Source organism: Staphylococcus pragensis (genome assembly GCF_004785665.1).
GTDB classification, from domain to species: Bacteria; Bacillota; Bacilli; order Staphylococcales; family Staphylococcaceae; genus Staphylococcus; species Staphylococcus pragensis.
Genome location: NZ_SRPJ01000001.1, coordinates 492,109 through 518,714 on the forward strand (window position 1 = coordinate 492,109; position 26,606 = coordinate 518,714).

29 protein-coding genes and 1 tRNA gene are annotated in these 26,606 nt (G+C 33.4%); 28 read left to right on the top strand and 2 right to left on the bottom strand.

Features of this window, described 5'->3' with window-relative positions; all coding sequences use genetic code 11:
• Window positions 1–149 precede the first annotated feature (149 nt).
• Window positions 150–1,085 carry a ribonuclease HIII gene (gene rnhC, locus E2558_RS02515; RefSeq protein ID WP_126565401.1) on the bottom strand — a complete coding sequence of 312 codons (936 nt, stop codon included), beginning with the start codon at window positions 1,083–1,085 and terminating at the stop codon, window positions 150–152.
• Between the two features lie 235 nt (window positions 1,086–1,320).
• Between rnhC and zapA the strand changes: the two genes are divergently transcribed.
• From zapA to E2558_RS02620, 21 genes are all read left to right on the top strand, one after another.
• Window positions 1,321–1,587, top strand: coding sequence for a cell division protein ZapA (gene zapA / locus E2558_RS02520; protein WP_126565402.1), 267 nt, complete (start codon window positions 1,321–1,323; stop codon window positions 1,585–1,587).
• Entirely contained in the window at window positions 1,588–2,109 is a 522-nt protein-coding gene (locus tag E2558_RS02525; RefSeq protein WP_126565403.1) for a CvpA family protein, read from the top strand.
• A gap of 77 nt (window positions 2,110–2,186) precedes the next feature.
• Window positions 2,187–3,899, top strand: coding sequence for a DNA polymerase/3'-5' exonuclease PolX (gene polX / locus E2558_RS02530; protein ID WP_126565404.1), 1,713 nt, complete (start codon window positions 2,187–2,189; stop codon window positions 3,897–3,899).
• A gap of 9 nt (window positions 3,900–3,908) precedes the next feature.
• The gene (locus E2558_RS02535; RefSeq protein ID WP_126565405.1) at window positions 3,909–6,260 is read left to right on the top strand and encodes an endonuclease MutS2; all 2,352 of its coding nucleotides are present in this window, start codon (window positions 3,909–3,911) and stop codon (window positions 6,258–6,260) included.
• 197 nt (window positions 6,261–6,457) lie between these two features.
• Window positions 6,458–6,772 (top strand): thioredoxin, encoded by a 315-nt coding sequence (trxA, locus tag E2558_RS02540; RefSeq protein WP_011276093.1) that lies wholly within the window; start codon window positions 6,458–6,460, stop codon window positions 6,770–6,772.
• 97 nt (window positions 6,773–6,869) lie between these two features.
• Window positions 6,870–8,654, top strand: a complete 1,785-nt coding sequence (uvrC, locus tag E2558_RS02545; protein WP_126565406.1) for an excinuclease ABC subunit UvrC — start codon at window positions 6,870–6,872, stop codon at window positions 8,652–8,654.
• A gap of 420 nt (window positions 8,655–9,074) precedes the next feature.
• On the top strand, window positions 9,075–9,689 hold the full coding sequence (locus E2558_RS02550; RefSeq protein WP_126565407.1) for a succinate dehydrogenase cytochrome b558 subunit: 615 nt from the start codon (window positions 9,075–9,077) through the stop codon (window positions 9,687–9,689).
• 118 nt (window positions 9,690–9,807) lie between these two features.
• Window positions 9,808–11,574: a succinate dehydrogenase flavoprotein subunit gene (sdhA, locus tag E2558_RS02555; RefSeq protein WP_126565408.1), complete on the top strand. Its 1,767-nt coding sequence runs from the start codon at window positions 9,808–9,810 to the stop codon at window positions 11,572–11,574.
• Complete coding sequence (sdhB, locus tag E2558_RS02560; protein ID WP_126565409.1) at window positions 11,574–12,425, top strand: succinate dehydrogenase iron-sulfur subunit; 852 nt, start codon at window positions 11,574–11,576, stop codon at window positions 12,423–12,425. The genes sdhA and sdhB overlap by 1 nt, the downstream gene beginning before the upstream one ends.
• A 238-nt stretch (window positions 12,426–12,663) precedes the next feature.
• Complete coding sequence (gene racE, locus E2558_RS02565) at window positions 12,664–13,461, top strand: glutamate racemase (protein ID WP_126565410.1); 798 nt, start codon at window positions 12,664–12,666, stop codon at window positions 13,459–13,461.
• Window positions 13,462–13,481: 20 nt separating this feature from the next.
• On the top strand, window positions 13,482–14,060 hold the full coding sequence (locus E2558_RS02570) for an XTP/dITP diphosphatase (RefSeq protein ID WP_126565411.1): 579 nt from the start codon (window positions 13,482–13,484) through the stop codon (window positions 14,058–14,060).
• A gap of 2 nt (window positions 14,061–14,062) precedes the next feature.
• Complete coding sequence (locus E2558_RS02575) at window positions 14,063–14,572, top strand: YfcE family phosphodiesterase (protein ID WP_126565412.1); 510 nt, start codon at window positions 14,063–14,065, stop codon at window positions 14,570–14,572.
• Between the two features lie 224 nt (window positions 14,573–14,796).
• A tRNA-Arg gene (locus tag E2558_RS02580) sits at window positions 14,797–14,870 on the top strand.
• A 412-nt stretch (window positions 14,871–15,282) separates the two neighbouring features.
• Entirely contained in the window at window positions 15,283–15,417 is a 135-nt protein-coding gene (locus E2558_RS02585) for a beta-class phenol-soluble modulin (protein WP_103297428.1), read from the top strand.
• 40 nt (window positions 15,418–15,457) lie between these two features.
• Window positions 15,458–15,592, top strand: a complete 135-nt coding sequence (locus E2558_RS02590) for a beta-class phenol-soluble modulin (RefSeq protein ID WP_126565413.1) — start codon at window positions 15,458–15,460, stop codon at window positions 15,590–15,592.
• 70 nt (window positions 15,593–15,662) lie between these two features.
• Window positions 15,663–15,797, top strand: coding sequence for a beta-class phenol-soluble modulin (locus E2558_RS02595; protein WP_126565414.1), 135 nt, complete (start codon window positions 15,663–15,665; stop codon window positions 15,795–15,797).
• 63 nt (window positions 15,798–15,860) lie between these two features.
• Window positions 15,861–15,995, top strand: coding sequence for a beta-class phenol-soluble modulin (locus tag E2558_RS02600; RefSeq protein ID WP_126565415.1), 135 nt, complete (start codon window positions 15,861–15,863; stop codon window positions 15,993–15,995).
• A gap of 63 nt (window positions 15,996–16,058) precedes the next feature.
• Window positions 16,059–16,193: a beta-class phenol-soluble modulin gene (locus tag E2558_RS02605; RefSeq protein WP_135789018.1), complete on the top strand. Its 135-nt coding sequence runs from the start codon at window positions 16,059–16,061 to the stop codon at window positions 16,191–16,193.
• A gap of 67 nt (window positions 16,194–16,260) precedes the next feature.
• On the top strand, window positions 16,261–16,395 hold the full coding sequence (locus E2558_RS02610; protein ID WP_135789019.1) for a beta-class phenol-soluble modulin: 135 nt from the start codon (window positions 16,261–16,263) through the stop codon (window positions 16,393–16,395).
• A 65-nt stretch (window positions 16,396–16,460) separates the two neighbouring features.
• The gene (locus tag E2558_RS02615; RefSeq protein ID WP_103330025.1) at window positions 16,461–16,595 is read left to right on the top strand and encodes a beta-class phenol-soluble modulin; all 135 of its coding nucleotides are present in this window, start codon (window positions 16,461–16,463) and stop codon (window positions 16,593–16,595) included.
• 138 nt (window positions 16,596–16,733) lie between these two features.
• Window positions 16,734–17,429 (top strand): YjjG family noncanonical pyrimidine nucleotidase, encoded by a 696-nt coding sequence (locus E2558_RS02620; protein WP_126566453.1) that lies wholly within the window; start codon window positions 16,734–16,736, stop codon window positions 17,427–17,429.
• A gap of 106 nt (window positions 17,430–17,535) precedes the next feature.
• Here E2558_RS02620 and E2558_RS02625 read toward each other — a convergent pair whose 3' ends face one another.
• A complete protein-coding gene (locus tag E2558_RS02625) occupies window positions 17,536–17,985 on the bottom strand; it encodes an N-acetyltransferase (protein ID WP_126566455.1) in 450 nt (149 codons plus the stop codon).
• 193 nt (window positions 17,986–18,178) lie between these two features.
• Here E2558_RS02625 and bshC point away from each other — a divergent pair, with 193 nt between their 5' ends.
• The 7 genes from bshC (at window position 18,179) to murD (ending at window position 26,594) form a co-directional block, all read left to right on the top strand.
• Entirely contained in the window at window positions 18,179–19,792 is a 1,614-nt protein-coding gene (gene bshC, locus E2558_RS02630) for a bacillithiol biosynthesis cysteine-adding enzyme BshC (RefSeq protein ID WP_126566458.1), read from the top strand.
• Window positions 19,793–19,934: 142 nt separating this feature from the next.
• Window positions 19,935–20,366 carry a division/cell wall cluster transcriptional repressor MraZ gene (mraZ, locus tag E2558_RS02635; protein ID WP_126566461.1) on the top strand — a complete coding sequence of 144 codons (432 nt, stop codon included), beginning with the start codon at window positions 19,935–19,937 and terminating at the stop codon, window positions 20,364–20,366.
• A gap of 14 nt (window positions 20,367–20,380) precedes the next feature.
• The gene (rsmH, locus tag E2558_RS02640; RefSeq protein ID WP_126566463.1) at window positions 20,381–21,316 is read left to right on the top strand and encodes a 16S rRNA (cytosine(1402)-N(4))-methyltransferase RsmH; all 936 of its coding nucleotides are present in this window, start codon (window positions 20,381–20,383) and stop codon (window positions 21,314–21,316) included.
• 13 nt (window positions 21,317–21,329) lie between these two features.
• On the top strand, window positions 21,330–21,731 hold the full coding sequence (gene ftsL / locus E2558_RS02645; RefSeq protein WP_126566466.1) for a cell division protein FtsL: 402 nt from the start codon (window positions 21,330–21,332) through the stop codon (window positions 21,729–21,731).
• The gene (locus E2558_RS02650; RefSeq protein ID WP_126566469.1) at window positions 21,712–24,003 is read left to right on the top strand and encodes a penicillin-binding protein; all 2,292 of its coding nucleotides are present in this window, start codon (window positions 21,712–21,714) and stop codon (window positions 24,001–24,003) included. The genes ftsL and E2558_RS02650 overlap by 20 nt, the downstream gene beginning before the upstream one ends.
• A 274-nt stretch (window positions 24,004–24,277) precedes the next feature.
• A complete protein-coding gene (gene mraY, locus E2558_RS02655) occupies window positions 24,278–25,243 on the top strand; it encodes a phospho-N-acetylmuramoyl-pentapeptide-transferase (protein WP_126566471.1) in 966 nt (321 codons plus the stop codon).
• Between the two features lies 1 nt (window position 25,244).
• Window positions 25,245–26,594, top strand: coding sequence for a UDP-N-acetylmuramoyl-L-alanine--D-glutamate ligase (murD, locus tag E2558_RS02660; protein WP_126566474.1), 1,350 nt, complete (start codon window positions 25,245–25,247; stop codon window positions 26,592–26,594).
• The last annotated feature ends 12 nt before the right edge of the window (window positions 26,595–26,606 follow it).

Sequence of the window (26,606 nt, forward strand, 5' to 3'; positions counted from 1 at the left end):
AGAACTACTTACGTAAGTGTGTGAACACTTAAGTTCATCAATAACGCATCCCCCAGGCGTCACTCAACTTCGTTTCATAATCCATTTTAGAACTACTTTTAATAACACAGAAAAAGCCACTTCGTAATTGAATGAAGTAGCTTTGTAACTTAATTATATTTTTTATTGACTAAGTTTTGTGCTTTTTCTCGGTTTTTGAAATGTTTTTTAGAAATACTATCCAATTTAGCAACGCCGTGTTTTTCAATGATACGAGCGGCTGCTAAATCGACTTTATTGCTAGCACCTTTTGGAATGTCACAGCGCATTGTTTTAGCGATATGGTCCATATGTTTCACAAATGCATATCTTGAAATAATACTTGCTGCAGCGATAGCCAAGGACTTTGATTCACCTTTTGTCTCGAATTGAGTTTTTTCTGGAAATGGCAGTTCACTTAAGGCATAACGCTGATATACGCCACGTTCTGCAAATTGGTCAATCACAATATACTCTAATTCATCTGTAGAAATTTTTTGAGTCACATTTTTAATCGCTTCATTATGTAATACAGCTTTCATTTTAACTTGAGACCAACCTAGAGCTTGTCTTTCGTTATATTTCACATTATCAAGTGTTAATAAGGAATGGGGTAGAAAGGTAATAAGTTGTTCTGCTAATTCTACAATTTTAGGATCTGTTAATTTTTTCGAATCATCTACGCCTAACGTTTTTAAAATTTGTATATGCTCTTTTGAAACGTAAGCGGCACATACAGTAAGTGGTCCAAAGTAATCGCCACTACCCGCTTCATCACTGCCAATGCAGTTATATTCATTATATGAAATAGTAGGCACTGAAGTTTGCTTAGCTCTAGACGCATTTATATTTGAGTCAGCGTTATGGCTAGGTAATAATTGTTGCGCTACCGTTTCTGCCTGTTTACCTTGAAACATGACTTTTCCAGAGTTATATATATTAATCGTTGTTTGATTATACTTTGTGCGTGCTTTCATACCATTAGGTAATTGAGAGGTTTCAAATGATACTTGTTGCATCAATTGTTGAATCTCTTGTTCTGTTAATTTATGAACGACGTTAGCCATTACGATGCTTGACCTCACTTTTCAAAAAATACTGTTAAAACTTTCATAATGATAACATATATATTAGCTATAGTAAGAGATAACATTAAAAGTATAGAAGCTAGCCACTTACAAATAGGGGTGTGCTCATGTATAATATATTGTGATTATTTACTAATTTAAGAGAGTTTGCAATTTCTATATAACGATCCATGATAAGATTTAGAATAATTTAAATACGTCAGGAGTTGAGTTTATGGGAGAGTTTAAAAATCGCATTAATGTTTCAATTAATGATCAGAATTATACGATCATCGGTGAAGACAGTCCGGAACATATCCGTTACGTGGCTCATTTAGTTGATGAAAAGTTAAAAGAAATGGGACGAAAATCATCTGGACTTGATACAACAAGAAAATCTATATTAACGGCAGTAAATATTATGCATGAAAAAGTTCAATTAGAAGAGGAAAATCGTAAGCTCCGTCAAGAAATTCAACAATTAAAACATCGAGAAGATTAGATGCTAATTGATGTTATTGTTGTACTGATTATTTTTTATTATATTGTGATGGGATTTAGAAGGGGCATTTGGCTCAGTAGTTTGCATTTATTAGCATCGATAGTCTCATTAATGATTGCGCATCATTTTTATCGTTTTATTGCTAAACAACTTATTGTGTTTGTGCCTTTTCCCAAAACAATCGCTTACGATACGTCATATGCATTTCACTTTAACGAATTACAACAACGTTTTGATACCATTTTCGCTTTTATTTTAATTACGTTTATTAGCAAGTTGCTTTTATATCTTATTATTGTAACTTTTGATAATATAGTGACGTATCAAAATATTGCATTAATTAGTAGAATATTGGGCTGTGTAATTAGTCTAGTATTGGTTATCATTTTACTTCAACTGGTACTATACATAGTAGCATTATATCCAGTTGACTGGTTACAACAGAGTTTATCGCATTCAATAATAGGAAGTGGCATTTTATTTCATACGCCATGGTTATCATCCTATATTTTAAATTTATAATTAAACAAAACTGATATGAGGTCAGGACAATAAGACTATGTTAGATGTCCTGGTCTTCTTTTTATGGAGTGAGTGTAGTGACTAAAAAAGATGTAATTCAATTATTAGAAAAAATAGCCACATATATGGAGTTAAATGGAGAAAACACATTTAAAGTTTCTGCATATAGAAAAGCAGCACAAAGTTTAGAAATCGATGAGCGTGCTTTAGATGAAATTGAAGATGTGACAGAATTAAAAGGTATTGGTAAAGGTGTAGGGGAAGTTATCAATGAATATTGTACTACAGGAGAATCATCTACCTTACATGAACTTCAACAAATTGTGCCTGAAGGATTAATTCCACTAATGAAGATCCAAGGTTTAGGTAGTAAAAAAATCGCGAAATTATATAAAGAGCTTAACATTACTAATAAAGAGAGCCTACAAGCAGCATGTGAAAATGGTAAAGTGAGCGAATTAAGTGGTTTTGCTAAAAAGACAGAGCAAAATATTTTAGAAGCAGTGAAAGCATTAGGTGCTAAAAAAGATCGTTATCCAATTGGCTTAATGCGCAAATTAAATCAAACGATTAGTGAATATTTAGAGACGCTAGAAGACGTTGATAAATATTCTGTAGCTGGAAGCTTCCGTCGTTACAAAGAAATGAGCAAAGATTTAGACTATATTATTAGCACAGACCATCCTGATAAAGTGCAACAACAATTATTGGCCATACCCAATAAAGTGAAAGAAGTGGCTGTAGGTCAGACAAAAGTTTCTCTTGAGTTAACTTATGATGATGAAACAGTGGGTGTAGACTTTCGATTGATCGAACCAGCGGCATACTATCATACGTTACAACACTTCACTGGTTCTAAAGACCATAATATTCGTATTAGACAGCTTGCTAAAGCGCAAAACGAAAAAGTCAGTGAATATGGTATTGAACAACAAGATGGTACGCTTTTACAATTTCAAAGTGAAGCGGAAATTTACCAACATTTTGGTAGTGAATGGATCAATCCAGCAATGCGCGAAGATGGTAGTGAATTCGATAAAGATTTAAGCAATATTATTACGTTAGACGATATTAATGGTGATATCCATATGCATACGACATTTAGTGACGGTGCTTTTTCAATTCGAGAAATGATAGAAGCGAATATTAAAAAGGGTTACCAATTTATGGTGATTACCGACCATTCAAAAAGTTTAAGAGTAGCGAATGGTTTACAAGTTGAAAGATTATTGCGTCAAAATGAAGAAATTAAGAAATTGAATGAAGAATATAAAGAAATCGATGTCTATTCGGGTACCGAAATGGATATTTTACCTGATGGTTCATTAGATTATGATGATGACGTTTTAGCGCAATTAGATTATGTGATTGCGGCAATTCATCAAAGTTTTAATCAGTCTGAAGAAGAAATTATGAAGCGCCTAGAAAATGCATGTCGAAACCCTTATGTAAGACATATTGCACATCCTACAGGCCGAATTATAGGAAGACGTAAAGGTTATGAGCCAAACATTGAGCAATTGATGAAACTGGCAGAAGAAACCAATACGATTATGGAAATTAATGCTAACCCAGCTCGTTTAGATTTAAATGCAGATACAGTAAGAAAATATCCAAACGTTAGATTAACCATTAATACGGACGCACATCATACGGATCACTTAGACTTCATGAAATATGGCGTCGCAACTGCACAAAAAGGTTTCGTTCATAAGGATAGAGTCATTAATACGATGTCTAGGGAAGCATTCAAAGATTTAGTAGAGAATAATATAAAATTGAAGAAATAGAGGGATTGTATGAGACAAAAAACATTAGACGTCTTAGAATTTGATAAAATTAAATCATTTGTGGCTTCTGAAACAGTCAGTGATTTAGGACGTGAAAAAGTGTCTAAGATGTCTCCAGCCACAGATTTTGAAACAGTAGAGTTTCAAATGAATGAAACGGATGAAATCTCACAAATTTATAACAAACATCGTATGCCTAGTTTAAGTGGCTTAGCCAAAGTATCACCACTGATTCATCGTGCTACGATTGGTGGGGTACTGAATGTTACTGAATTAAATTTGATTAAACGATTAATTCAAGTTCAGAATCAATTTAAGACATTTTATAATCAATTACTGGAAGAAGATGAAGAAGTCGTTAAATATCCTATCTTGAATGATAAGATGAGCCAACTTCCAGTACTTTCAGACCTTTTCCAAGAAATTAATGAGAAATGTGATACGTACGATTTATACGATAATGCAAGTTATGAGTTACAAGGTATTCGAAGCAAGATTTCAAGCACTAACCAACGCATTAGACAAAATCTTGATCGTATTGTAAAGAGTCAGGCAAATCAGAAGAAATTATCCGATGCGATTATTACTGTACGTAATGATCGAAATGTTATCCCAGTTAAAGCAGAATATCGCCAAGACTTTAAAGGGATTGTGCATGACCAATCTGCTTCTGGACAAACACTATACATTGAGCCCTCTTCAATAGTAGAGATGAATAATCAAATTAGTCGTTTACGCAATGATGAAGCGGTAGAACGTGAACGCATCTTAACAGAATTGACAGGATTAGTTGCTGCCGAGGCGGATGGCTGTCTAGTAGCAGAATCTGTGATGGGACACATTGATTTCTTAACGGCAAAAGCACGTTATGCGCGTTCAATTAAAGGGACTAAGCCAACATTTTATAAAGAAAGAACGGTTTATTTACCCAATGCATACCATCCTTTATTAGATAGGGAGACTGTGGTAGCGAACACAATTGAATTTATTGATGATATTGAAACAGTGATTATCACAGGTCCTAACACAGGTGGTAAAACAGTTACACTTAAAACGTTAGGTCTTATTATTGTGATGGCCCAATCTGGTTTATTGATTCCTACATTAGACGGTAGTCAATTAAGTGTCTTCGAGAACGTCTATTGTGATATTGGGGATGAGCAATCTATCGAGCAATCATTATCTACCTTCTCTTCTCACATGAAAAATATTGTTGAAATTTTGAAAGAGACAGATAAAAATAGCTTAGTCTTATTCGATGAATTAGGTGCAGGTACGGACCCTAGTGAAGGGGCAGCACTTGCTATGAGTATTCTAGATCACGTGCGTGAAATTGGCTCTTTAGTCATGGCAACAACGCATTATCCAGAGCTTAAAGCTTACAGCTATAATCGCGAAGGTGTAATGAATGCTAGCGTTGAATTTGACGTGAATACATTGAGCCCTACGTATAAATTATTGATGGGCGTTCCAGGACGTTCAAATGCATTCGATATTTCTAGAAAATTAGGCCTCAAACTGAGTATCATTAAAAAAGCTAAAACAATGATTGGTACAGATGAACAAGAAATTAATTCAATGATTGAATCACTTGAAAAGAATTCAAAACGTGTAGACGAACAACGTATTGAATTAGACCGATTATTAAGAGAAGCTAAAACAACGCATGATGATCTTGAACAGCAGTATCAACAATACAAAAATTATGAACAAAAATTAATGGATGAGGCTAAAGAAAAAGCCAATCAACGTGTGAAATCAGCAACCAAAGAAGCAGATGAAATCTTAAAAGAATTACGCGAATTGCGAGATAAAAAAGGCGCTGATGTTAAAGAACATGAATTAATAGATAAAAAGAAACAATTAGACGATCAATATGAAGCGAAATCTATTAAACAAAATGTTCAAAAACAAAAATATGATGAAATTCACGCTGGAGATGAAGTGAAAGTTTTATCTTATGGTCAAAAAGGTGAAGTATTAGAACTTGTGGGTGATGATGAAGCCGTTGTACAAATGGGCATCATTAAAATGAAATTACCTATTGAAGATTTAGAAAAAACGAAGAAGAAAAAAGAAAAGCCAGTTAAAATGGTTACACGTCAAAATCGTCAAACGATTCAAACAGAGCTAGATTTAAGAGGTTATCGATATGAAGAAGCGGTAGGCGAGTTAGACCAATACATCGACCAAGCGGTATTAAGTAACTATGAACAAGTCTATATTATTCATGGTAAAGGTACAGGCGCTTTACAAAAAGCTGTACAAAACCACTTGAAGAAACATAAAAGCGTTAAATCATTCCGAGGTGGTATGCCAAGTGAAGGTGGCTTTGGTGTGACGGTGGCTGAACTTAAATAATTAATAAATTTTTGTAAGCAAGGATGTTGATTTTTTATTTATTTGACGTACAATAAAGCGAGTGAAATAATAAATCAGTGATTTATGAATAGATTTTTAAAAATAAGAAATGGATTAATTGAGCAAGAGCAATGCAGATGCGATTAAAGTCTGTTATAATTTGCTCATCATTCAAAATTTAAGGAGGATTGGCAATTATGGCAATCGTAAAAGTAACGGATTCAAACTTTGATGAAAACATTCAATCAGGCGTTAAACTAGTAGATTTCTGGGCTACTTGGTGTGGACCTTGTAAAATGATTGCACCTGTATTAGAAGAATTAGCAGGTGATTATGACGGTAAAGCTGACATCTTAAAATTAGATGTAGATGAAAATCCTTCAACTGCTGCTAAATTTGAAGTAATGAGTATCCCAACTTTAATCGTATTTAAAGATGGCGAACCAGTCGATAAAGTAGTTGGTTTCCAACCTAAAGAAAACTTAGCTGAAGTTTTAGACAAACATCTATAAGAATGACAATAAAGTAATCAAGACTGGGGCATTACATTAAATGTAATCGCTCCGTCTTTTTTATATGCGCTTTAAAATGGCGGGAAGGAGGACATTAATGGCAGACTACCAAGATAAGATTAGAGATAAGTTGAGTGTAGTTCCATTTGAACCAGGTTGTTATCTAATGAAAGATCGTAACGACCAAGTGATTTATGTAGGTAAAGCGAAACGCCTAAGAAATCGATTACGCTCATATTTTACTGGCGCACATGATGCTAAAACAACGCGCTTAGTTGCTGAAATCAGAAATTTTGAATTTATAGTAACATCAAGTGAAACTGAATCGCTTTTATTAGAATTAAATTTAATTAAACAATATCAACCGCGTTACAATATTTTATTGAAAGATGATAAAAGCTATCCATTTATAAAAATTACTAAAGAAAAGCATCCAAGATTAATAGTGACAAGAACTGTTAAGAAAGGTTCAGGTAAATACTTTGGACCTTATCCAAATGCGTATTCTGCTCAAGAAACGAAAAAGTTATTAGACCGTATTTATCCATTTAGAAAATGTGACAACATGCCAGATAAATTATGTTTGTATTATCATATTGGGCAATGCATGGGACCATGTGTGTATGATGTAGATCAACAAAAATATGCTCAAATGACACGTGAAATTAGTGATTTTCTAAATGGCGAAGATAAAACAATTTTAAAAAATTTAGAAACTCGTATGATGGAAGCGAGTGAGAAATTAGATTTCGAACGTGCGAAAGAATATAGAGATTTAATTCAACATATTCATAATTTAACTAAAAAACAAAAAATTATGTCTTCTGATAATACCATTCGTGATGTCTTCGGCTATAGCGTGTCTAAAGGTTGGATGTGTATTCAAGTATTCTTTATCCGTCAAGGTAATATGATTCAACGTGATGCTACGATGATTCCAATACAACAAACTGAGGAAGAAGAATTTTATACATTTATAGGTCAATTCTATAGCTTGAATCAACACATTTTACCTAAAGAAGTTCATGTTCCTAAAAATCTTGATAAAGACATTATCCGTTCCGTTGTCGATACTAAAATTGTCCAACCGGCAAGAGGTACTAAAAAAGAAATGGTTGATTTAGCAAGCCATAATGCAGAAGTAGCCCTTGATAATAAATTCAAATTAATTGCTAAAGATGAATCACGCACGGTTAAAGCAATTGAAGAGTTAGGCGAACGTATGTGTATTCAAACACCGATTCGTATTGAAGCTTTCGATAACTCAAATATTCAAGGGGTAGATCCTGTTTCAGCAATGGTTACATTTGTGGATGGTAAACCGGATAAAAAAGGCTATCGTAAATATAAAATTAAGACCGTACAAGGGCCCGATGATTATAAATCAATGCGCGAAGTTGTGCGCCGTCGTTATACACGTGTATTGAATGAAGGCCTTCCTTTACCAGATCTTATTATCGTTGATGGTGGTAAGGGACATATGTCTGGCGTTATTGATGTTTTAGAGAATGAATTAGGCTTAGACATTCCAGTCGCTGGTTTAAGAAAAAATGATAAACACCAAACATCTGAATTACTTTACGGTGCGAATGCTGAAGTTGTACCAATGAAGAAAAATAGCCAAGCATTTTACTTACTCCATCGTATTCAGGATGAAGTCCATCGATTTGCGATTACATTCCATCGTCAAACACGCCAAAAAACGGGTCTACAATCCGTACTTGATACAGTAGACGGTATTGGAAGTAAACGAAAAACTAAACTCTTACGTACATTTGGCTCTATTAAAAAAATGAAGGAAGCAAGTGTGAGTGATCTACAAGCTGCAGGACTGCCTGAAAAAGTAGCTAAAAATTTACAACAAGCGCTAAAAAACGACTGATTTCAAAAAAAGGGGTATGAGAATTATTCTCATACCCCAAAAACATATAAAAAATGTTACAATAAAGTTAACAAAAAGCTTATTTTTTTAAGAAAGTATGGAAGCGTTTTCTAATTGAGAATTGTTATCATCATAGGGTTTTTGAAAATAGTAAGATTTTACTTGCATATCTCATAAATCTACAATGAATGAAATGTATTTACTTTTTTAAGTCCTACTTGTTTACATAAATGATAAAAATGAAGACTCATTTTTAGATATATAATTTTCAGATTTATTCAAATTTTAATTTTGAGAATTTCTTATTTTTGCAAGTACTAAATAAAGTAGTAAATACTTTTGTTAATAATTCTTAACGAGAGAGATGGGCTTTCTTAAGGATGGGCAATTTAAATAATTGGTTTACAGGGGGGACTCCTTTTGGCAAAGTCTAAAAACGAATTTTACCTAAGACGAATTCACTCGTTGCTAGGTATCATTCCAATCGGTGCATTCTTAATTGTTCACTTAATGGTGAACCATCAAGCAACACAAGGTGCTGAAGCTTTTAATAAAGCTGCTAACTTTATGGAATCTTTACCATTCCTATTAGCGATTGAATTTTTATTTATTTACTTACCAATTTTATACCATGGTCTTTATGGTATTCATATTGCATTTACTGCAAAAGAAAATATCGGTCATTATTCTTTATTTAGAAACTGGATGTTTGCTTTACAAAGAGTATCAGGTATTGTGACATTCGTCTTTGTATTTATGCATTTATGGCAAACAACTTTACAAAAGTATTTCTTCGGTAAGGAAATTAATTATGATTTAATGCACCGCGTATTGGAAAATCCATTTGTATTAATTATTTACATCATTTGTATTATTTGTGTTATTTTCCATTTCTCAAATGGATTATGGTCATTCTTAGTAACATGGGGCTTTTTACAATCTAAAAAATCTCAACGTGTTTTCACTTGGGTTTCTTTAATTGTATTCTTAATTCTTTCATACATCGGTGTAACAGCACTTTTAGCATTCGTATAGAACATGAATAAAAACGAAATTAAACCTTTAGATAATGAGTAATAAATAACAGTTACTTATACATCAAGGTTATACGTGACGTTAAGTTGTAGATATATTTTAGGGGAGTGACAATTCTATGGCAGAGAAAAAAATTATTGTTGTCGGTGGAGGCCTTGCTGGTCTGATGTCAACAATTAAAGCTGCAGAACAAGGTGCGCATGTTGATTTATTCTCAATTGTACCTGTTAAACGTTCGCACTCTGTATGTGCCCAAGGTGGTATTAATGGTGCGGTAAATACTAAAGGTGAAGGTGACTCACCTTGGATTCACTTTGATGATACAGTTTATGGTGGGGACTTCTTAGCTAACCAACCACCTGTTAAAGCAATGGCTGAAGCTGCACCATCTATTATTCACTTATTAGACCGTATGGGCGTAATGTTTAGTAGAACTAAAGAAGGTCTTTTAGACTTCCGTCGTTTCGGTGGAACGTTATATCACCGTACAGCATTCGCAGGTGCGACTACTGGACAGCAATTACTTTATGCACTTGATGAACAAGTACGTTCATTTGAAGTGGATGGTTTAGTTACTAAATATGAAGGCTGGGAGTTCTTAGGTATTGTTAAAGACGACGAGAACGCAGCTAGAGGTATTGTTGCCCAAAACATGACAACATCTGAAATTAAATCATTTGGTTCAGACGCTGTTATTATGGCAACAGGTGGCCCTGGTATTATCTTCGGTAAGACAACAAACTCAATGATTAATACAGGATCTGCTGCCTCAATCGTTTACCAACAAGGTGCTAAATATGCAAATGGTGAATTCATTCAAATTCATCCAACAGCTATCCCAGGTGATGATAAACTTCGATTAATGAGTGAATCAGCACGTGGTGAAGGTGGACGTATTTGGACATACAAAGATGGTAAGCCATGGTACTTCTTAGAAGAGAAATATCCTGATTACGGTAACTTAGTACCACGTGACATTGCGACACGTGAAATCTTTGACGTTTGTATTAACCAAAAATTAGGTATTAATGGCGAAAACATGGTGTACCTTGACTTATCTCATAAAGATCCACACGAGTTAGATGTAAAACTTGGTGGTATCATTGAAATTTATGAGAAATTTACAGGTGATGATCCACGTAAAGTACCTATGAAGATCTTCCCAGCGGTTCACTACTCAATGGGTGGATTATATGTAGATTATGATCAAATGACTAATATCAAAGGTTTATTTGCAGCAGGGGAATGTGATTTCTCTCAACACGGTGGTAACCGTTTAGGTGCTAACTCATTATTATCAGCCATTTATGGCGGTACAGTTGCTGGTCCTAATGCAATTAAATATGTTGAAAATGTAGAAACTTCATACACAGACTTAGATGAAAGTATTTATCAAAAACGTGTAGATGAAGAACAAGAACGCTTTGATAACTTATTAAACATGCGTGGTACTGAAAATGCTTATAAACTTCATCGTGAACTTGGTGAAATTATGACAACAAACGTAACAGTAGTACGTGAAAACGATAAATTACTTGAAACAGATAAGAAAATTGTTGAACTGATGAAACGTTATCAAGACATTGACATGGAAGATACGCAAACTTGGAGTAACCAAGCAGTATTCTTCACACGTCAATTATGGAATATGTTAGTTTTAGCACGAGTAATTACTATTGGGGCTTACAATCGTAATGAATCACGTGGAGCTCATTATAAACCAGAATTCCCTGAACGTAATGATGATGAATGGTTAAAAACAACTTTAGCTGAGTATCAAGGTAAAACAGAAGCACCTAAATTTACTTATGAACCAGTTGATGTAAGTTTAATTCCACCACGTAAACGTGATTACACTAGTAAGTCTAAAGGAGGTAAAAAATAATGGCTGACACTCAATCAGTAAAAGAAACTCCAGAAGAACGTCGTAATGAAGAAGCGCGCAATCGTGAAGAAGGTCAACAAAAAGAAACAAATCAAAAAACTGTTAAATTAATTATTAAACGTCAAGATAATCAAGACTCTAAACCATATGAAGAAGAGTTTGAAATTCCTTATAAAGAGAATTTAAACGTTATCGCATGTTTAATGGAAATTAGACGTAATCCTGTAAATAGTAAAGGTGAAAAGACGACGCCTGTAACTTGGGATATGAACTGTTTAGAAGAAGTATGTGGTGCTTGTTCAATGGTTATTAATGGTCGTGCGAGACAATCATGTTCAGCAATCGTTGATCAATTAGAACAACCGATTCGCTTAGAACCAATGAGCACATTCCCAGTTATTCGTGACTTACAAGTAGATCGTACAAGAATGTTTGACAACTTAAAACGTATGAAAGCGTGGATTCCTATCGATGGTACGTATGACTTAGGTCCTGGTCCACGTATGCCAGAGAAAAAGCGTCAAACAGCTTATGAATTATCTAAATGTATGACTTGTGGTGTATGTTTAGAAGTATGTCCTAACGTAACACGTAACAACAAATTCGTAGGTGCACAAGCGATTTCTCAAGTACGTTTATTCGACTTACACCCAACAGGTGCAATGACTAAAGATGAACGTTTAGATGCATTAATGGGTACAGGTGGTTTACAAGAATGTGGTAACTCTCAAAACTGTGTGAATGCTTGTCCAAAAGGTATTCCTTTGACAACTTCAATCGCAGCATTAAACAGAGAAACAACATTCCATATGTTTAAATCATTCTTTGGTTCAGACCACAAAGTAGATTAATTAAGATAAATCTGGACAAAAAGGTTTAGAATTTGAACAGAAATAATAATTTTTCTTATAATATAATTTATTAAATGTCTCAACCTGACATTTAGCACTCACAATTAGAAGTAGATAGTGATTTTGTAATAAATCGCTATCTACTTTTTTATTTTCAAAATGGATAAAGCGGATTAGTCAAACTCAATAGATGACTGTGGTAAAATGAGAGTATTATGTATTATAAGGATGAATGTAAATGAATAAACCAATTGGTGTAATAGATTCTGGCGTAGGAGGGTTGACCGTTGCGAAGGAAATCATGCGACAACTTCCTAATGAAACGATTTATTATTTAGGGGATATAGCAAGATGTCCATATGGCCCACGCCCTGGTGAGGAAGTTAAAGAATTTACAACACAGCTTGCAAATAAATTGATGGAATTTAATATAAAAATGTTAGTAATTGCTTGTAATACAGCAACTGCGGTAGCACTTGAGCATTTACAACAAATATTACCTATCCCTGTGATTGGAGTAATTGAACCTGGTGCGCGTACTGCAATCATGACCACGAAAAATCAGAACGTTTTAATCTTAGGTACTGAAGGAACAATTAAGTCTGAAGCTTATCGCCATCATATTAAGCGTATCAATCCAAATGTAAATGTTTATGGAGTAGCATGTCCTGGATTTGTTCCTTTAGTAGAGCAAATGCGCTACGATGATCCTACAATCACAAGTATCGTCATTCATCAAACCCTAAAGCAATGGCGTAATACAGATGCTGACACGGTCATTCTTGGCTGTACTCACTACCCTTTATTGTATAAACCAATTAATGATTACTTTGGTGGAGAAAAAAAGGTGATCTCTTCGGGTCTTGAAACAGCACGTGAAGTTAGTGCATTGCTTACATTTAGTAATGAACATGCGAGCTATTCGCCAAATCCACCACACCGTTTCTTTGCTACAGGTGACACTGTACATATCAAAAATATTATTGCACAATGGTTAAAACTAGACGTTGAAGTTGAACGTATTCAAGTTATTTAAAAGAATGGAGTGACATAACTTTGGCAGATATAGTAATTGCGTCAAATAACCAAGGTAAAATTAATGATTTTAAAGCAATCTTTCCTAATGATAATGTGATAGGTATTTCTGAAGTCGTCAAAGATTTCGATGTAGAAGAAACAGGTACTACTTTTGAAGAGAACGCGCGTTTAAAATCAGAGGCAGCAGCTAAAGCTTTGAATAAACGTGTGATTGCAGATGACAGTGGTTTAGAAGTATTCACACTAAATGGAGAGCCAGGTGTTTATTCTGCACGATATGCGGGCTTGGATAAAAATGATGAAGCAAATATTGATAAATTGTTACACAATTTAGAAGGTAAAGAAGACAGAGAAGCACAATTTGTTTGTGTCATTAGTATGAGCGCTCCTGGAGAACCTACTCAAACATTCAAAGGCACTGTAAGCGGAGAAATCACAACTGAGAGACAAGGAGAGAATGGATTCGGTTATGATCCAATATTTTTTGTTCCGGAAAAGGGCAAGACAATGGCTCAACTCACAACTGAAGAAAAAAGCGAGATTAGTCATCGAGGCAACGCTATTAAGAAATTAAATGCTTATTTGGAGCGTGATTAATGATGTCTAAATGGTTAATTGTAAGTGATAATCATACAGAAGCGGGTATTTTATACCAATTGTATGAGCAACATAAGGATGCAGATGCCTTTATCCATCTTGGTGACTCTGAATTTGAATATAATGATACAGAATTAAGTTTGTTTCGACGTGTCAAAGGGAATTGTGATTTCTATCCAGAGTTTCCTAACGAAGAAATTGTTGAAGTGAATGATGTTAAAGCTTTTTATACTCATGGCCATCTTTATTCAGTAAATCAAACACGTATGCTATTAGCTGAAAAAGCTCAGATCTTAGGATGCAAATTAGCATTTTATGGGCATACTCATGTAGCGAAATATGAGAAATTGGGTGACGTTCACGTTATCAATCCAGGCAGCATCTCACAATCACGTAGTAATATTGAAGAAACATTTGCAGAATTGTTAATAGACGATAATAATCATCATGCTACACTACGTTTTAGAAATAGAGATAACCAAGTTATCGACACAACTGAATTTCAAATTTAGTTCGTAACACTTAGGCATGCTTTAGTGTTTTACATTAAAGCATGCCTAAGTGTCATTTTATAAATACATTACTTAACCATTGCCCTATAAATATTTTTAAATACAATGTAAAAGTGATAGTAATAATTATACTTAATTAGTGAAAAATATAAACTTTTTTTATATCAAAGCTATTGCTAAATGACTTTTCTTTAGCTATAATAATTCTTGTGTTAAAAAATCATGTCCTGGTAGCTCAGCTGGATAGAGCAATGGCCTTCTAAGCCATCGGTCGGGGGTTCGAATCCCTCCCAGGACGCTATAAAACTCCGCAACCTATATGGTTGTGGAGTTTTTTGTTTATTTAAATAGTTGAACCTCATAATTTTAATTTTAAATTCCTTCTATATGCATATTCTCTCTTGTTTTTAATTCTCAAACTTTCCTATTAAGTCGACAAATAATAATTTCAAGACAAAAAAGATAATAGTTATTTGTAAGCGCTTTCTAACTTGTATGTATTAAGCATACATATTTGCATCCCTAACTGTCTAATTTGAAACACAAAAGAAACAGTTTTGATGTGAAAGTTTCAAGTTAAGAAAAAATATGCCATAAGTTGTACATACCCTTTATAGTATAAGTATCAAAACGATAGCTAAACAAAAACAAAGCAACAACCTAGTAATCGTTTTATAAATTTACCAACAACTTTCTAAGGAGTGTATAAAATGGAAGGTTTATTCAACTCAATTAAAGATACAGTAACAGCAGGCATTAACAGTGACTGGAGCAAGTTAGGTACAAGCATTGTAGGTATCGTAGAAAACGGTGTAGGTTTACTAAGCAAATACTTAGGTTTTTAATAAATAAATTACTATATAGAACACAAAGGAGATCATTAACATGGAAAAATTATTCGACGCAATTAGAGGTACAGTAGACGCAGGAATCAATCATGATTGGACAAAATTAGGTACAAACATCGTAGGTATCGTAGAAAACGGCGTAAGCATTTTAGGTAAATACTTAGGTTTCTAATTTAACCTTACTATTCATATATCACTAAATATTTTCAAAAAATATAAATTAAAGAAATGGAGAGATTATAATGCAAAAATTAGCAGAAGCAATCGCAAACACAGTACAAGCAGGTCAAGGACATGACTGGAGTAAATTAGGTACAAGCATCGTAGGTATCGTAGAAAATGGCGTAAGCGTATTAGGTAAATTATTCGGATTCTAATAAAAACTGAATGTTCATCAATCACTTAGTTAAAAAATAATAATAACGAATGGAGCGATTCACATGTCAAAATTAGTAGAAGCAATTTCAAACGCAGTACAAGCAGGTCAAGCACACGATTGGGCTAAATTAGGTACAAGCATCGTAGGTATCGTAGAAAACGGTGTAGGTTTCTTAGGAAAAATCTTCGGTTTCTAATAAAAAACTGAATGTTCATAAATCAAATTAGTTAATAAATAAAAAAAGAATGGAGCGATTCACATGTCAAAATTAGTAGAAGCAATTTCAAGCGCAGTACAAGCAGGTCAAGCACACGATTGGGCTAAATTAGGTACAAGCATCGTAGGTATCGTAGAAAACGGTGTAGGTTTCTTAGGAAAAATCTTCGGTTTCTAATAAGCACTAAACATTCATAAAAACTTAGTTTTCAAAATATATAAAATAATGGAATGGAGAGATTATAATGCAAAAATTAGCAGAAGCAATCGCAAACACAGTACAAGCAGGTCAAGGACACGACTGGGCTAAATTAGGTACAAGCATCGTAGGTATCGTAGAAAACGGTGTAGGCGCACTAGGAAAAATCTTCGGTTTCTAATAAGCACTAAACATTCATAAAAGTTTAATTTTCAAAACAAAAAATAATGGAATGGAGAGATTATAATGCAAAAATTAGCAGAAGCAATCGCAAACGCAGTACAAGCAGGTCAAGGACACGACTGGGCTAAATTAGGTACAAGCATCGTAGGCATCGTAGAAAACGGTGTAGGTGCACTAGGTAAAATTTTCGGTTTCTAATAGATGAATATTAATGATTGACCAGGGCAAGCGCTCTGGTCTTTTTTTGTGTGTATTATTTGTTTGTTACAAAAATTTGTTAAAATATATCTTATAAAGAAAATTCTATTTATACAAAATTGATTAAGGATGTTAAATATGAAATATAATACGATATTGTTAGACTTTGATGATACGCTTGTTGATTTTTATGATGCAGAAGATAAGGCGTTTCACAATATGGCGAAATTTTACAATCATTATCCTACAGAAAAAGACTTTCAATTTTTTAAAAAAGTTAATCAAGCGCATTGGGAAGCTTTTCAAAAAAATGAATTAACTAAAGAAGAAGTGCTTTCACATCGTTTTATCGAATACTTTGGTCACTATGGCATAGAAGTGGATGGAAAAGAAGCAGATATTAGATTTAGAGATGAGTTAGCTAAAGCACCAGTGAAATATTTCGACTTGGCTTTAGAAACGATTGATCGTTTAGCTCAAATATGCGATTTATATATAGTGACTAATGGTGTAACTGATACTCAGAAACGTCGAATTGCGCAATTAGATTTTAAAGATGTATTTGCGGGTGTATTTATTTCGGAAGAAAAAGGTTACCAAAAACCGATGCCTGAATTTTTTGATTATGTATATGAACGTATTGGAAAAGATAAAAAAGATTATTCATTAATCGTAGGAGATTCCTTAACATCTGATGTGTTAGGTGGAAAAAATGCTGGTATAGCAACTTGTTGGTTTAATTATAGAGATAAAAATAATGATTCTGATATTAAACCAGATTACGAAATCAAGAATTTAAGTGAATTAGTAGAAATTGTGGAAAAAGAAGAGTAAGTAAAAGGGCGGATTAGAAATTGAATGGTTTTAACTTCTAATCCGCTCTAATTTAACTAAATGATAGCATTTCAAGATAAAAAATAATTTAAATGAGTTTAATTTGCTATTTATTGTCAGGTGACCAAACTAGCACATCATGGCCTTCTGGATTTTTAGCATTTACATCTTCGAATTCGTGATTAATAAAAAATTGTTTAGAGTCTTGACGAGCAATAGCTTTTATTGGCGTATTGAATGATTTAGCGAAATCAATTAATTCTTTCGCATAACCACGATTTTTATAATTCTCTAATACTTCTAATTTCCATAATAATAAATAATCATCATATTCTGGGAAATAGCTTTCTTCTACGTCGCCTTTTTTTAATAAAGCCATGCGAGCGACTAAATTTTCACCATTAAAAATGCCATAAAATGGTGATTCTGAACTTGCATCGATCATTTGACCTTTTAACTCTTCAACCATATATAAGTCTTTGTTGCCAAACTCTCTAAATGCTTCGAATAGTTCATCTGTTTTATAATTAATTTCTAGATGTTTAACTTCGCTCATGTTCAATCTCCCCTTTGTTCTTTTTATCTATTATAACGTATATATTGTGTAAATTTCATTTATTTATGGATTAATTATTAAAATAGTAAGACAAATTATAAAAGAAACTTTAAATATTTAAGCCGTTAAATTGTCAGATAAGGATATAATCTTTATACTATATGAGTAATAGCTATGTTGAAGGAGTATGGATATGGACTGTCAAGTAACATATTTTAAAGAAAAAGATTCGTTTATTACAAGATTGAAAAATAGCGATGAACAATTATTAAAATTTTATCAATATAACCCTAATGAGAAGGCAAGTTTTGATGAGCGTATGAAACAGCCTAGTAATGGCAGGGAACAGCAATTAAGTCAAATCATTGCTTCATATATGGAAGATCTTAAACTTTCAGAGGCGCAACAACGACATCTTAAAGCATTATCTGACGGCGCTAAAGTTGTGATTGGCGGTCAACAGGCGGGACTATTTGGTGGTCCGTTGTATACCTTCCATAAAATTCTTTCGATAGTAACTTTAAGTCATCAATTAAGTCAAACGTATGATAAAACAGTGGTGCCAGTATTTTGGATTGCTGGAGAAGATCATGATTTCGATGAAGTGAATCATACATATGTTTTCAATGCAAAAGAGGCTCAATTGCGCAAAGTGAAATATCATACAATGACGCCACCAGAATCTAATGTTTCACGTTATTCGCCTGATAAAGAAGCACTAGTTGATGCGTTAAAAAGCTTTTTCAAAGAATTAAAAGAAACTGAGCATACAAAGTTGCTTTATTCACTTTGTTTAAACATTATTGAACAATATGAGTCTTGGACAGATATGTTCAAAGCTTTACTTCATGAAGTTTTTAAAGAATATGGCGTATTGTTTATTGATGCACAATATAAAGAATTAAGAGAACTTGAGAAGCCTATTTTAAAAGAAATGATTGAACAACATGAAAAGATTGATCATGCATTTAGAAATACACAAGCGCAAACGACGCAATCTGGCTTGAACCAAATGATACAGACGGACACGAATGTGCATCTCTTCCTTCATGAAGATAATATGAGACAGTTATTATCTAAAGATGGAGATCATTTCAAATTAAGTAAATCTGAAATAGAGTATTCTAAAGAAGAAATATTGAAATTAGTCGACACAGAACCACACCGTTTTTCAAATAATGTAGTGACGAGACCGGTTATGGAGGAATGGCTCTTTAATACGGTAGCATTTATTGGGGGACCAAGTGAAATTAAATACTGGGCTGAGCTCAATGAGGTGTTTAAGTTATTAAAAATAGAGATGCCAATTGTAATGCCTCGTTTAAAAATGACATATATGACACAAAGAACTGATAAATTATTGAATCAATATCAGTTAGATGTGCAACAAGTGATTGAAAATGGCATAGAAGAGGATAGAACAAAATTTGTTCGTGAAAAAGCGTCCGAGTCATTTATTCAACAAGTTGAAAAACTTAAAGAAGATCATGCTAGAATATATCAACATTTATTAGATGAAGTAAAAGATAATCAGAATAATATTAATTTAGTTGAAAAAAATAGTGAAATTCACAATGCTCAATATGATTATCTGCTTCAACGTTATTTACTCAACATTGAACGTGAAAATGATATTAGCATGAGACATTTTAGAGAACTTGAATACGTATTACATCCAATGGGCGGATTACAAGAAAGAATATGGAATCCACTACAAATTATGAATGAATTTGGGATAGATGTGTTCAGTCCCTCCACTTATCCACCACTTGAATATACATTTAATCAAATCATTGTAAAACCTTGATTTTATAGAGAAATGCCTATTTTATCCCTGTGATAAAATAGGCATTTTTTTTGTCGAAAAAAGGAATTTTAAGATATTTTACATAATTAGTGGAGGATAGTGGTGAGATGTGGTAAATTATAAATAAGGTGAGGTGATAATAATGTTCATGGGAGAGTACGAGCATCAACTAGATACGAAGGGTCGTATGATTATTCCTGCAAAGTTTAGATACGACTTAAGTGAACGATTTATTATCACACGAGGCCTTGATAAATGTTTGTTTGGTTACACACTTGAAGAATGGCAACAGATTGAAGAGAAAATGAAAACCTTACCTATGACAAAAAAAGACGCACGTAAGTTTATGCGTATGTTCTTCTCTGGTGCAATCGAAGTGGAGCTAGATAAACAAGGGCGTATTAATATTCCGCAGAATTTGAGGAAGTACGCTAATTTAACTAAAGAATGTACAGTAATAGGCGTTTCCAATCGAATTGAGATTTGGGATCGAGAAACATGGAATGATTTCTATGATGAATCTGAAGAAAGTTTCGAAGATATTGCTGAAGATTTAATAGATTTTGATTTTTAATGGAGGAATTTGCCGTGTTTCATCATGTAAGCGTTATGCTAAAAGAGACAATTGATTATTTAGACATCAAAGAAGATGGCATATATGTAGACTGTACGCTTGGTGGTGCCGGTCATGCACTCTATTTATTAAATCAATTAAACGATGACGGTAGGTTAATTGCAATTGATCAAGATACAAATGCTTTAGAGAATGCTAAAGAAGTATTGAAAGATCATCTACACAAAGTCACGTTTGTACATAGTAATTTTAGAGAATTGACTGACATTTTAAAAAACTTAAACATTGAAAAAGTAGATGGCATCTATTATGATTTGGGCGTTTCAAGTCCACAATTAGATGTCCCTGAAAGAGGATTTAGTTATCATCACGATGCTAAACTCGATATGCGTATGGATCAAACACAAGCGTTAAATGCTTATGTGGTCGTGAATGAATGGTCTTATGAAGCGCTTGTTAAGATTTTTTATCGTTATGGTGAAGAGAAATTTTCAAAACAAATAGCGAGACGTATTGAAGCACATCGTGAACAACAACCGATTGAAACAACATTAGAGCTTGTAGATATTATTAAAGAAGGTATTCCAGCCAAAGCTCGTAGAAAAGGTGGTCATCCTGCAAAACGTGTATTTCAAGCGATTCGTATTGCAGTGAATGATGAATTATCTGCATTTGAAGATTCGATTGAACAAGCAATTGAATTAGTCAATGTAGGAGGTAGAATTTCAGTAATTACTTTCCATTCGTTGGAAGATAGATTGTGTAAGCAGATGTTCCAAGAATATGAGAAAGGACCTGACGTACCTCGAGGGTTACCAATTATTCCTGAAGAGTATACACCTAAATTAAAAAGAGTAAATCGCAAGCCCATCACTGCTACAGAAGCAGATTTAGATGAGAATAATAGAGCGCGTAGTGCAAAATTACGTGTCGCAGAAATATTAAAATGAGGAGTAATTGAAGATGGCTGTAGAAAAAATATATGAACCATATGAAGAAGTCCAGCACACAAGCATACCGAAACAACAACCACAATCTGAACCTCAGACCCGCACGGTTACCAAAAAGGTGGTTGTTCAACTTACAAGGTTTGAGAAGTTTTTATACATAACACTAGTTACTGCTATTGCTGTTATTGCAATCTATCTGCTATCTTTAAAAATGGATGCGTATGATACAAATGGTAAAATAGCAGATTTAGATCAAAGAATTGAACAACAATCTAGTGAAAATAGTGCAATAAAATCTGAAATTAAGAAAAACTCTTCTTATGAACGCATTTACAATGAAGCTAAACAACAAGGTATGAGCCTAAAGAACGATAATGTAAAGGTAGTGCGTACTAATGGCGAAGCGAAAAATTAAAATTAGAAAAAATAAATTAGGAGCAGTCCTCCTTGTTGGTATATTCGGACTGCTCTTTTTTATATTGGTTTTAAGATACTCTTATATCATGTTAACTGGACATTCCGATGGACAAAATTTGATTATGCGTGCCAATGAAACTTATCTTGTTAAAAATCAGGAACAACCTGAAAGAGGTAAGATTTATGATAGAAATGGCAAGATACTAGCTGAAGATGTTGAGAGATTTAAAGTAGTGGCAGTCGTAGATAAGAGCGCAGGCGAAAATGGAGATAAACCTCGCTACGTGAAGGATAAAAAGAAAACAGCAGAGCAATTATCTAAAGTTATCGATATGAAGCCTTCGGAAATTGAAAAACGTTTAAATCAAAAAAAGGCATTCCAAGTTGAATTTGGACAAAAAGGAACGAATTTAACATATCAAGATAAACAAAAATTAGAGAAAATGAATTTACCAGGTATTTTATTATATCCTGAGACAGAAAGATTTTATCCAAATGGTAATTTCGCTTCTCATTTAATTGGAATGGCGCAAAAAAATCCAGATACTGGCGCATTAAATGGTGCTTTAGGTGTAGAAAAAATCTTTAATAGCTATTTAAACGGTCAGAAAGGCTCGTTATCTTATATTCAAGATATATGGGGATATATAGCTCCTAATTCTAAACATGAGAAAGCACCTAAACGTGGCGATGATGTGCATTTAACACTTGATTCTAATATTCAGGTGTTTGTAGAAGAAGCTTTAGATGACATGGTTAAGCAATATGCACCTAAAGATTTATTTGCTGTAGTAATGGATGCTAAAACAGGTGAAATCTTAGCTTATAGTCAGCGACCTACGTTTAACCCAGAAACGGGTAAAGATTTTGGTAAGAAATGGGCAAATGATTTATATCAAAATACTTATGAACCAGGGTCAACATTTAAATCATTTGGTTTAGCGGCAGCAATTCAAGAAGGTAAATTTAAACCTAATGAAAAATACGAATCTGGTCATCGTGATATTATGGGTTCTCGCATTTCTGACTGGAATAAAACAGGTTGGGGCGAAATTCCTATGTCATTAGGTTTCACATACTCTTCTAATACGTTAATGATGCATTTACAAGATTTAGTTGGCGCCGATAAGATGAAATCTTGGTATGAAAAATTTGGTTTCGGTCAATCAACAGAGGGTATGTTTGATGGCGAAGCGACAGGAAATATCGGATGGTCAAACGAATTGCAACAAAAAACATCTGCTTTCGGTCAATCAACAACTGTAACACCTGTTCAAATGTTACAAGCCCAATCTTCATTCTTTAATAAAGGTAATATGTTGAAACCTTGGTTTGTTCAAAGTATCGACAATCCAATTTCTAAAAAGACATTCTATAAAGGTGAAAAGAAAATTGCAGGTAAACCAATTTCTGCAGATACAGCAAGTAAAGTTGAAACTGAGTTAGATAAAGTAGTTAACAGTAAGAAGAGTCATGCTATTAACTATCGTGTGGATGGCTATGATATTGAAGGTAAGACGGGTACTGCACAAGTTGCCGACCAAAATGGCGGAGGTTACGTCAAAGGTGCTAACCCTTACTTTGTAAGCTTTATCGGCGATGCACCTAAGAAAAATCCACGTGTTATCGTTTATGCAGGTATGAGCTTAGCGCAGAAAAACGATGAAGAGGCTTATCAATTAGGTGTAAGTAAAGCATTTAAACCAATTATGGAAAATACTTTAAAATATCTAAATGTTGGTTCTAATAAAGATAAAACTAAATCTGCTCAATATAGTAAGGTGCCAAATGTTTCAGGACAAAGTGTTCAAAAAGCAGAAGATAGTATTAAATCTCAAAACTTACAACCTGTAGTTATTGGCAACGGTGATAATATTAAATCTCAATCTGTGAATGCCAATACGAAGCTATTACCTAATAGTAAAGTAATGTTATTGACTGATGGAGATATTACGATGCCGAATATGAAAGACTGGACAAAAGATGATGTCCTTACTTTCCAAGAATTGACAGGCATCAATGTTACGACGAATGGCAATGGTTTTGTCACAAAACAATCTGTTTCAAATGGTACTACGTTGAAAAATAATAGTAAGATTGAAGTAGAATTATCTCCTGAGGATCCAGATGATTCCTCTAGTACGTCAAGTGACGATACTTCAAATTCGGATAGTAACAGTTCTAATAACAACGATTCTAATAATAAAAATGACAGTAGTTCGTCTTCGGACAATGACAATCAATCGTCATCTGAAAGTGATTCAAACTAAAATAGAATGAAGTATGAATATTATAAGTTAGGAAAATAATAGAAGAAGTTGAAATAAATAAAATTACCTCAGTTTAAATTCGAAATAGAAACTAAGGTATTAAGTTAAAAACTTTAATTCAATTTCAACAGTACTTCTTTTTTCCTAAACTTATTTTCATACATAAACTATGTGAAGTTTTTTCGAAAATTGATAAACTTAAGATGATTAAATACTAAAACTAGAAATTTATACTTAATTTCGTAAAAATTTAATATACATAAAGGAGAATATCATGCTTTTTATACTTGCGATTATCGCACTACTTATCACCTTCATATTGGTACCGGTATTGATCCCAACGCTCAAACGAATGAAATTTGGTCAAAGTATACGTGAGGAAGGGCCACAAAGTCATATGAAAAAAACAGGTACACCTACAATGGGTGGGCTAACATTCCTCATTAGTATTATCATAACTTCTATCATAGCTATATTTTTTGTTGACAATTCTAACCCAATTATCTTGTTATTATTTGTAACAATAGGATTTGGCTTAATTGGTTTTATTGATGATTACATCATTGTAGTTAAGAAAAATAATCAAGGCTTAACGAGTAAACAAAAATTCTTAGCTCAAATTGCTATTGCTATTATTTTCTTCATTCTTAGTGATGTCTTTCATTTAATTGAATTCTCAACAAACCTTAATATTCCATTTACAAATATAAGTATTCCTTTATCATTTGCATATATTATATTCATTGTCTTTTGGCAAGTTGGATTTTCAAATGCAGTTAACTTAACTGATGGTTTAGATGGCTTAGCAACTGGTTTATCAATCATTGGTTTTACAATGTATGCAATTATGAGCTTTGTTTTAGATTCACCTGCAATTGGTGCATTTTGTCTCATTATGATTTTCGCATTATTAGGTTTCTTACCTTATAATTTAAACCCAGCTAAAGTATTTATGGGGGACACAGGAAGCTTAGCGTTAGGTGGTATATTTGCAACTGTTTCAATTATGTTAAATCAAGAATTATCACTACTTCTAATTGGATTAGTATTTGTAGTCGAAACATTATCAGTGATGCTACAAGTTGCTTCATACAAGTTAACGAAGAAACGTATCTTCAAAATGAGTCCTATTCATCATCACTTTGAATTAAGTGGTTGGGGCGAATGGAAAGTTGTTACAGTATTTTGGACAGTAGGTTTAATTTCAGGATTAATCGGATTATGGATAGGAGTGCATTAAGATGCTAAATTATACAGGATTAGAAAATAAAGAAGTTCTTGTAGTAGGATTAGCAAAAAGTGGCTATGAAGCAGCAAAGTTGTTAGTCAAACTAGGCGCCAAAGTCACAGTAAATGATGGTAAGGATTTATCTCAAGATCCTCATGCTAAAGATTTAGAAACTTTAGGAGTGAAAATTGTTGACGGCGGTCATCCAGTTTCATTATTAGATAACCATCCCATCATTGTAAAAAATCCAGGTATTCCATATACAGTTTCAATCATTAAAGCAGCAGAAGAACGCGGATTAAAAATTTTAACTGAAGTGGAGTTAAGTTATTTAATTTCAGAAGCGCCAATTATTGCTGTTACTGGTACAAATGGTAAGACAACTACGACTTCTTTAATTGGAGATATGTTTAGTAAAAGTAGACTTACAGGCCGTTTATCTGGAAATATAGGTTATGTAGCTTCAAAAGTAGCTCAAGAAACAACCCCAGAAGAATATTTAATTACTGAATTATCATCATTCCAATTATTGGGCATTGAAACATACCGACCTCATATTGCAATTATTACTAACATATATTCAGCGCATTTAGATTATCATGAATCACTTGAGAACTATCAAAATGCTAAAAAAAGAATTTATAAAAATCAAACTGAAGATGATTATTTAATTTGTAATTATCATCAACGTCATCTTATTGAATCTGAAAGTTTAAAAGCTAAAACGTTATACTTCTCAACACAACAAGAAGTTGAAGGCATTTATATTAAAAATAACTTTATTATCTACAAAGGTATTAGAATTATTAATATTGATGACTTAGTTTTACCAGGACAACACAACTTAGAAAATATTTTAGCTGCGGTATTAGCTGCTATCTTAGCTGGCGTACCAATTAAAGCAATTGTTGATAGTTTAACTACTTTCTCAGGTATTGACCACAGATTACAATATATTGGGACAAACCGAACAAATAAATACTACAATGACTCAAAAGCAACAAATACTTTAGCGACACAATTTGCTTTAAATTCATTTAAACAACCTATCATTTGGTTATGTGGTGGTTTAGATCGTGGTAATGAATTTGATGAGCTTATTCCTTACATGAAAAACGTTAGAGTAATGGTTGTCTTTGGTGAAACACAAGAAAAATTTGCTAAATTAGGAAATAGTCAAGGTAAACTTGTTATAAAAGCTACTGACGTCGAAGATGCAGTGAAAAAAGTGCAAGATGTCATTGAACCTAATGATGTCGTTTTATTATCTCCAGCTTGTGCAAGTTGGGATCAATATAACACTTTTGAAGAACGTGGAGAACGATTTATTGAAAGCTTCCGTGCACACTTACCGTCTTACTAAAGGGTGTGAAAA

Bases quoted from the DNA above. Each gene is read 5' to 3' on its own strand.
- rnhC (WP_126565401.1), bottom strand. From the start codon at position 1,085: ATGGCTAACGTCGTTCATAAATTAACAGAACAAGAGATTCAACAATTG.
- zapA (WP_126565402.1), top strand. From the start codon at position 1,321: ATGGGAGAGTTTAAAAATCGCATTAATGTTTCAATTAATGATCAGAAT.
- E2558_RS02525 (WP_126565403.1), top strand. From the start codon at position 1,588: ATGCTAATTGATGTTATTGTTGTACTGATTATTTTTTATTATATTGTG.
- E2558_RS02535 (WP_126565405.1), top strand. From the start codon at position 3,909: ATGAGACAAAAAACATTAGACGTCTTAGAATTTGATAAAATTAAATCA.
- trxA (WP_011276093.1), top strand. From the start codon at position 6,458: ATGGCAATCGTAAAAGTAACGGATTCAAACTTTGATGAAAACATTCAA.
- uvrC (WP_126565406.1), top strand. From the start codon at position 6,870: ATGGCAGACTACCAAGATAAGATTAGAGATAAGTTGAGTGTAGTTCCA.
- sdhA (WP_126565408.1), top strand. From the start codon at position 9,808: ATGGCAGAGAAAAAAATTATTGTTGTCGGTGGAGGCCTTGCTGGTCTG.
- sdhB (WP_126565409.1), top strand. From the start codon at position 11,574: ATGGCTGACACTCAATCAGTAAAAGAAACTCCAGAAGAACGTCGTAAT.
- racE (WP_126565410.1), top strand. From the start codon at position 12,664: ATGAATAAACCAATTGGTGTAATAGATTCTGGCGTAGGAGGGTTGACC.
- E2558_RS02575 (WP_126565412.1), top strand. From the start codon at position 14,063: ATGTCTAAATGGTTAATTGTAAGTGATAATCATACAGAAGCGGGTATT.
- E2558_RS02585 (WP_103297428.1), top strand. From the start codon at position 15,283: ATGGAAGGTTTATTCAACTCAATTAAAGATACAGTAACAGCAGGCATT.
- E2558_RS02590 (WP_126565413.1), top strand. From the start codon at position 15,458: ATGGAAAAATTATTCGACGCAATTAGAGGTACAGTAGACGCAGGAATC.
- E2558_RS02595 (WP_126565414.1), top strand. From the start codon at position 15,663: ATGCAAAAATTAGCAGAAGCAATCGCAAACACAGTACAAGCAGGTCAA.
- E2558_RS02600 (WP_126565415.1), top strand. From the start codon at position 15,861: ATGTCAAAATTAGTAGAAGCAATTTCAAACGCAGTACAAGCAGGTCAA.
- E2558_RS02605 (WP_135789018.1), top strand. From the start codon at position 16,059: ATGTCAAAATTAGTAGAAGCAATTTCAAGCGCAGTACAAGCAGGTCAA.
- E2558_RS02610 (WP_135789019.1), top strand. From the start codon at position 16,261: ATGCAAAAATTAGCAGAAGCAATCGCAAACACAGTACAAGCAGGTCAA.
- E2558_RS02615 (WP_103330025.1), top strand. From the start codon at position 16,461: ATGCAAAAATTAGCAGAAGCAATCGCAAACGCAGTACAAGCAGGTCAA.
- E2558_RS02620 (WP_126566453.1), top strand. From the start codon at position 16,734: ATGAAATATAATACGATATTGTTAGACTTTGATGATACGCTTGTTGAT.
- E2558_RS02625 (WP_126566455.1), bottom strand. From the start codon at position 17,985: ATGAGCGAAGTTAAACATCTAGAAATTAATTATAAAACAGATGAACTA.
- bshC (WP_126566458.1), top strand. From the start codon at position 18,179: ATGGACTGTCAAGTAACATATTTTAAAGAAAAAGATTCGTTTATTACA.
- mraZ (WP_126566461.1), top strand. From the start codon at position 19,935: ATGTTCATGGGAGAGTACGAGCATCAACTAGATACGAAGGGTCGTATG.
- ftsL (WP_126566466.1), top strand. From the start codon at position 21,330: ATGGCTGTAGAAAAAATATATGAACCATATGAAGAAGTCCAGCACACA.
- E2558_RS02650 (WP_126566469.1), top strand. From the start codon at position 21,712: ATGGCGAAGCGAAAAATTAAAATTAGAAAAAATAAATTAGGAGCAGTC.
- mraY (WP_126566471.1), top strand. From the start codon at position 24,278: ATGCTTTTTATACTTGCGATTATCGCACTACTTATCACCTTCATATTG.
- murD (WP_126566474.1), top strand. From the start codon at position 25,245: ATGCTAAATTATACAGGATTAGAAAATAAAGAAGTTCTTGTAGTAGGA.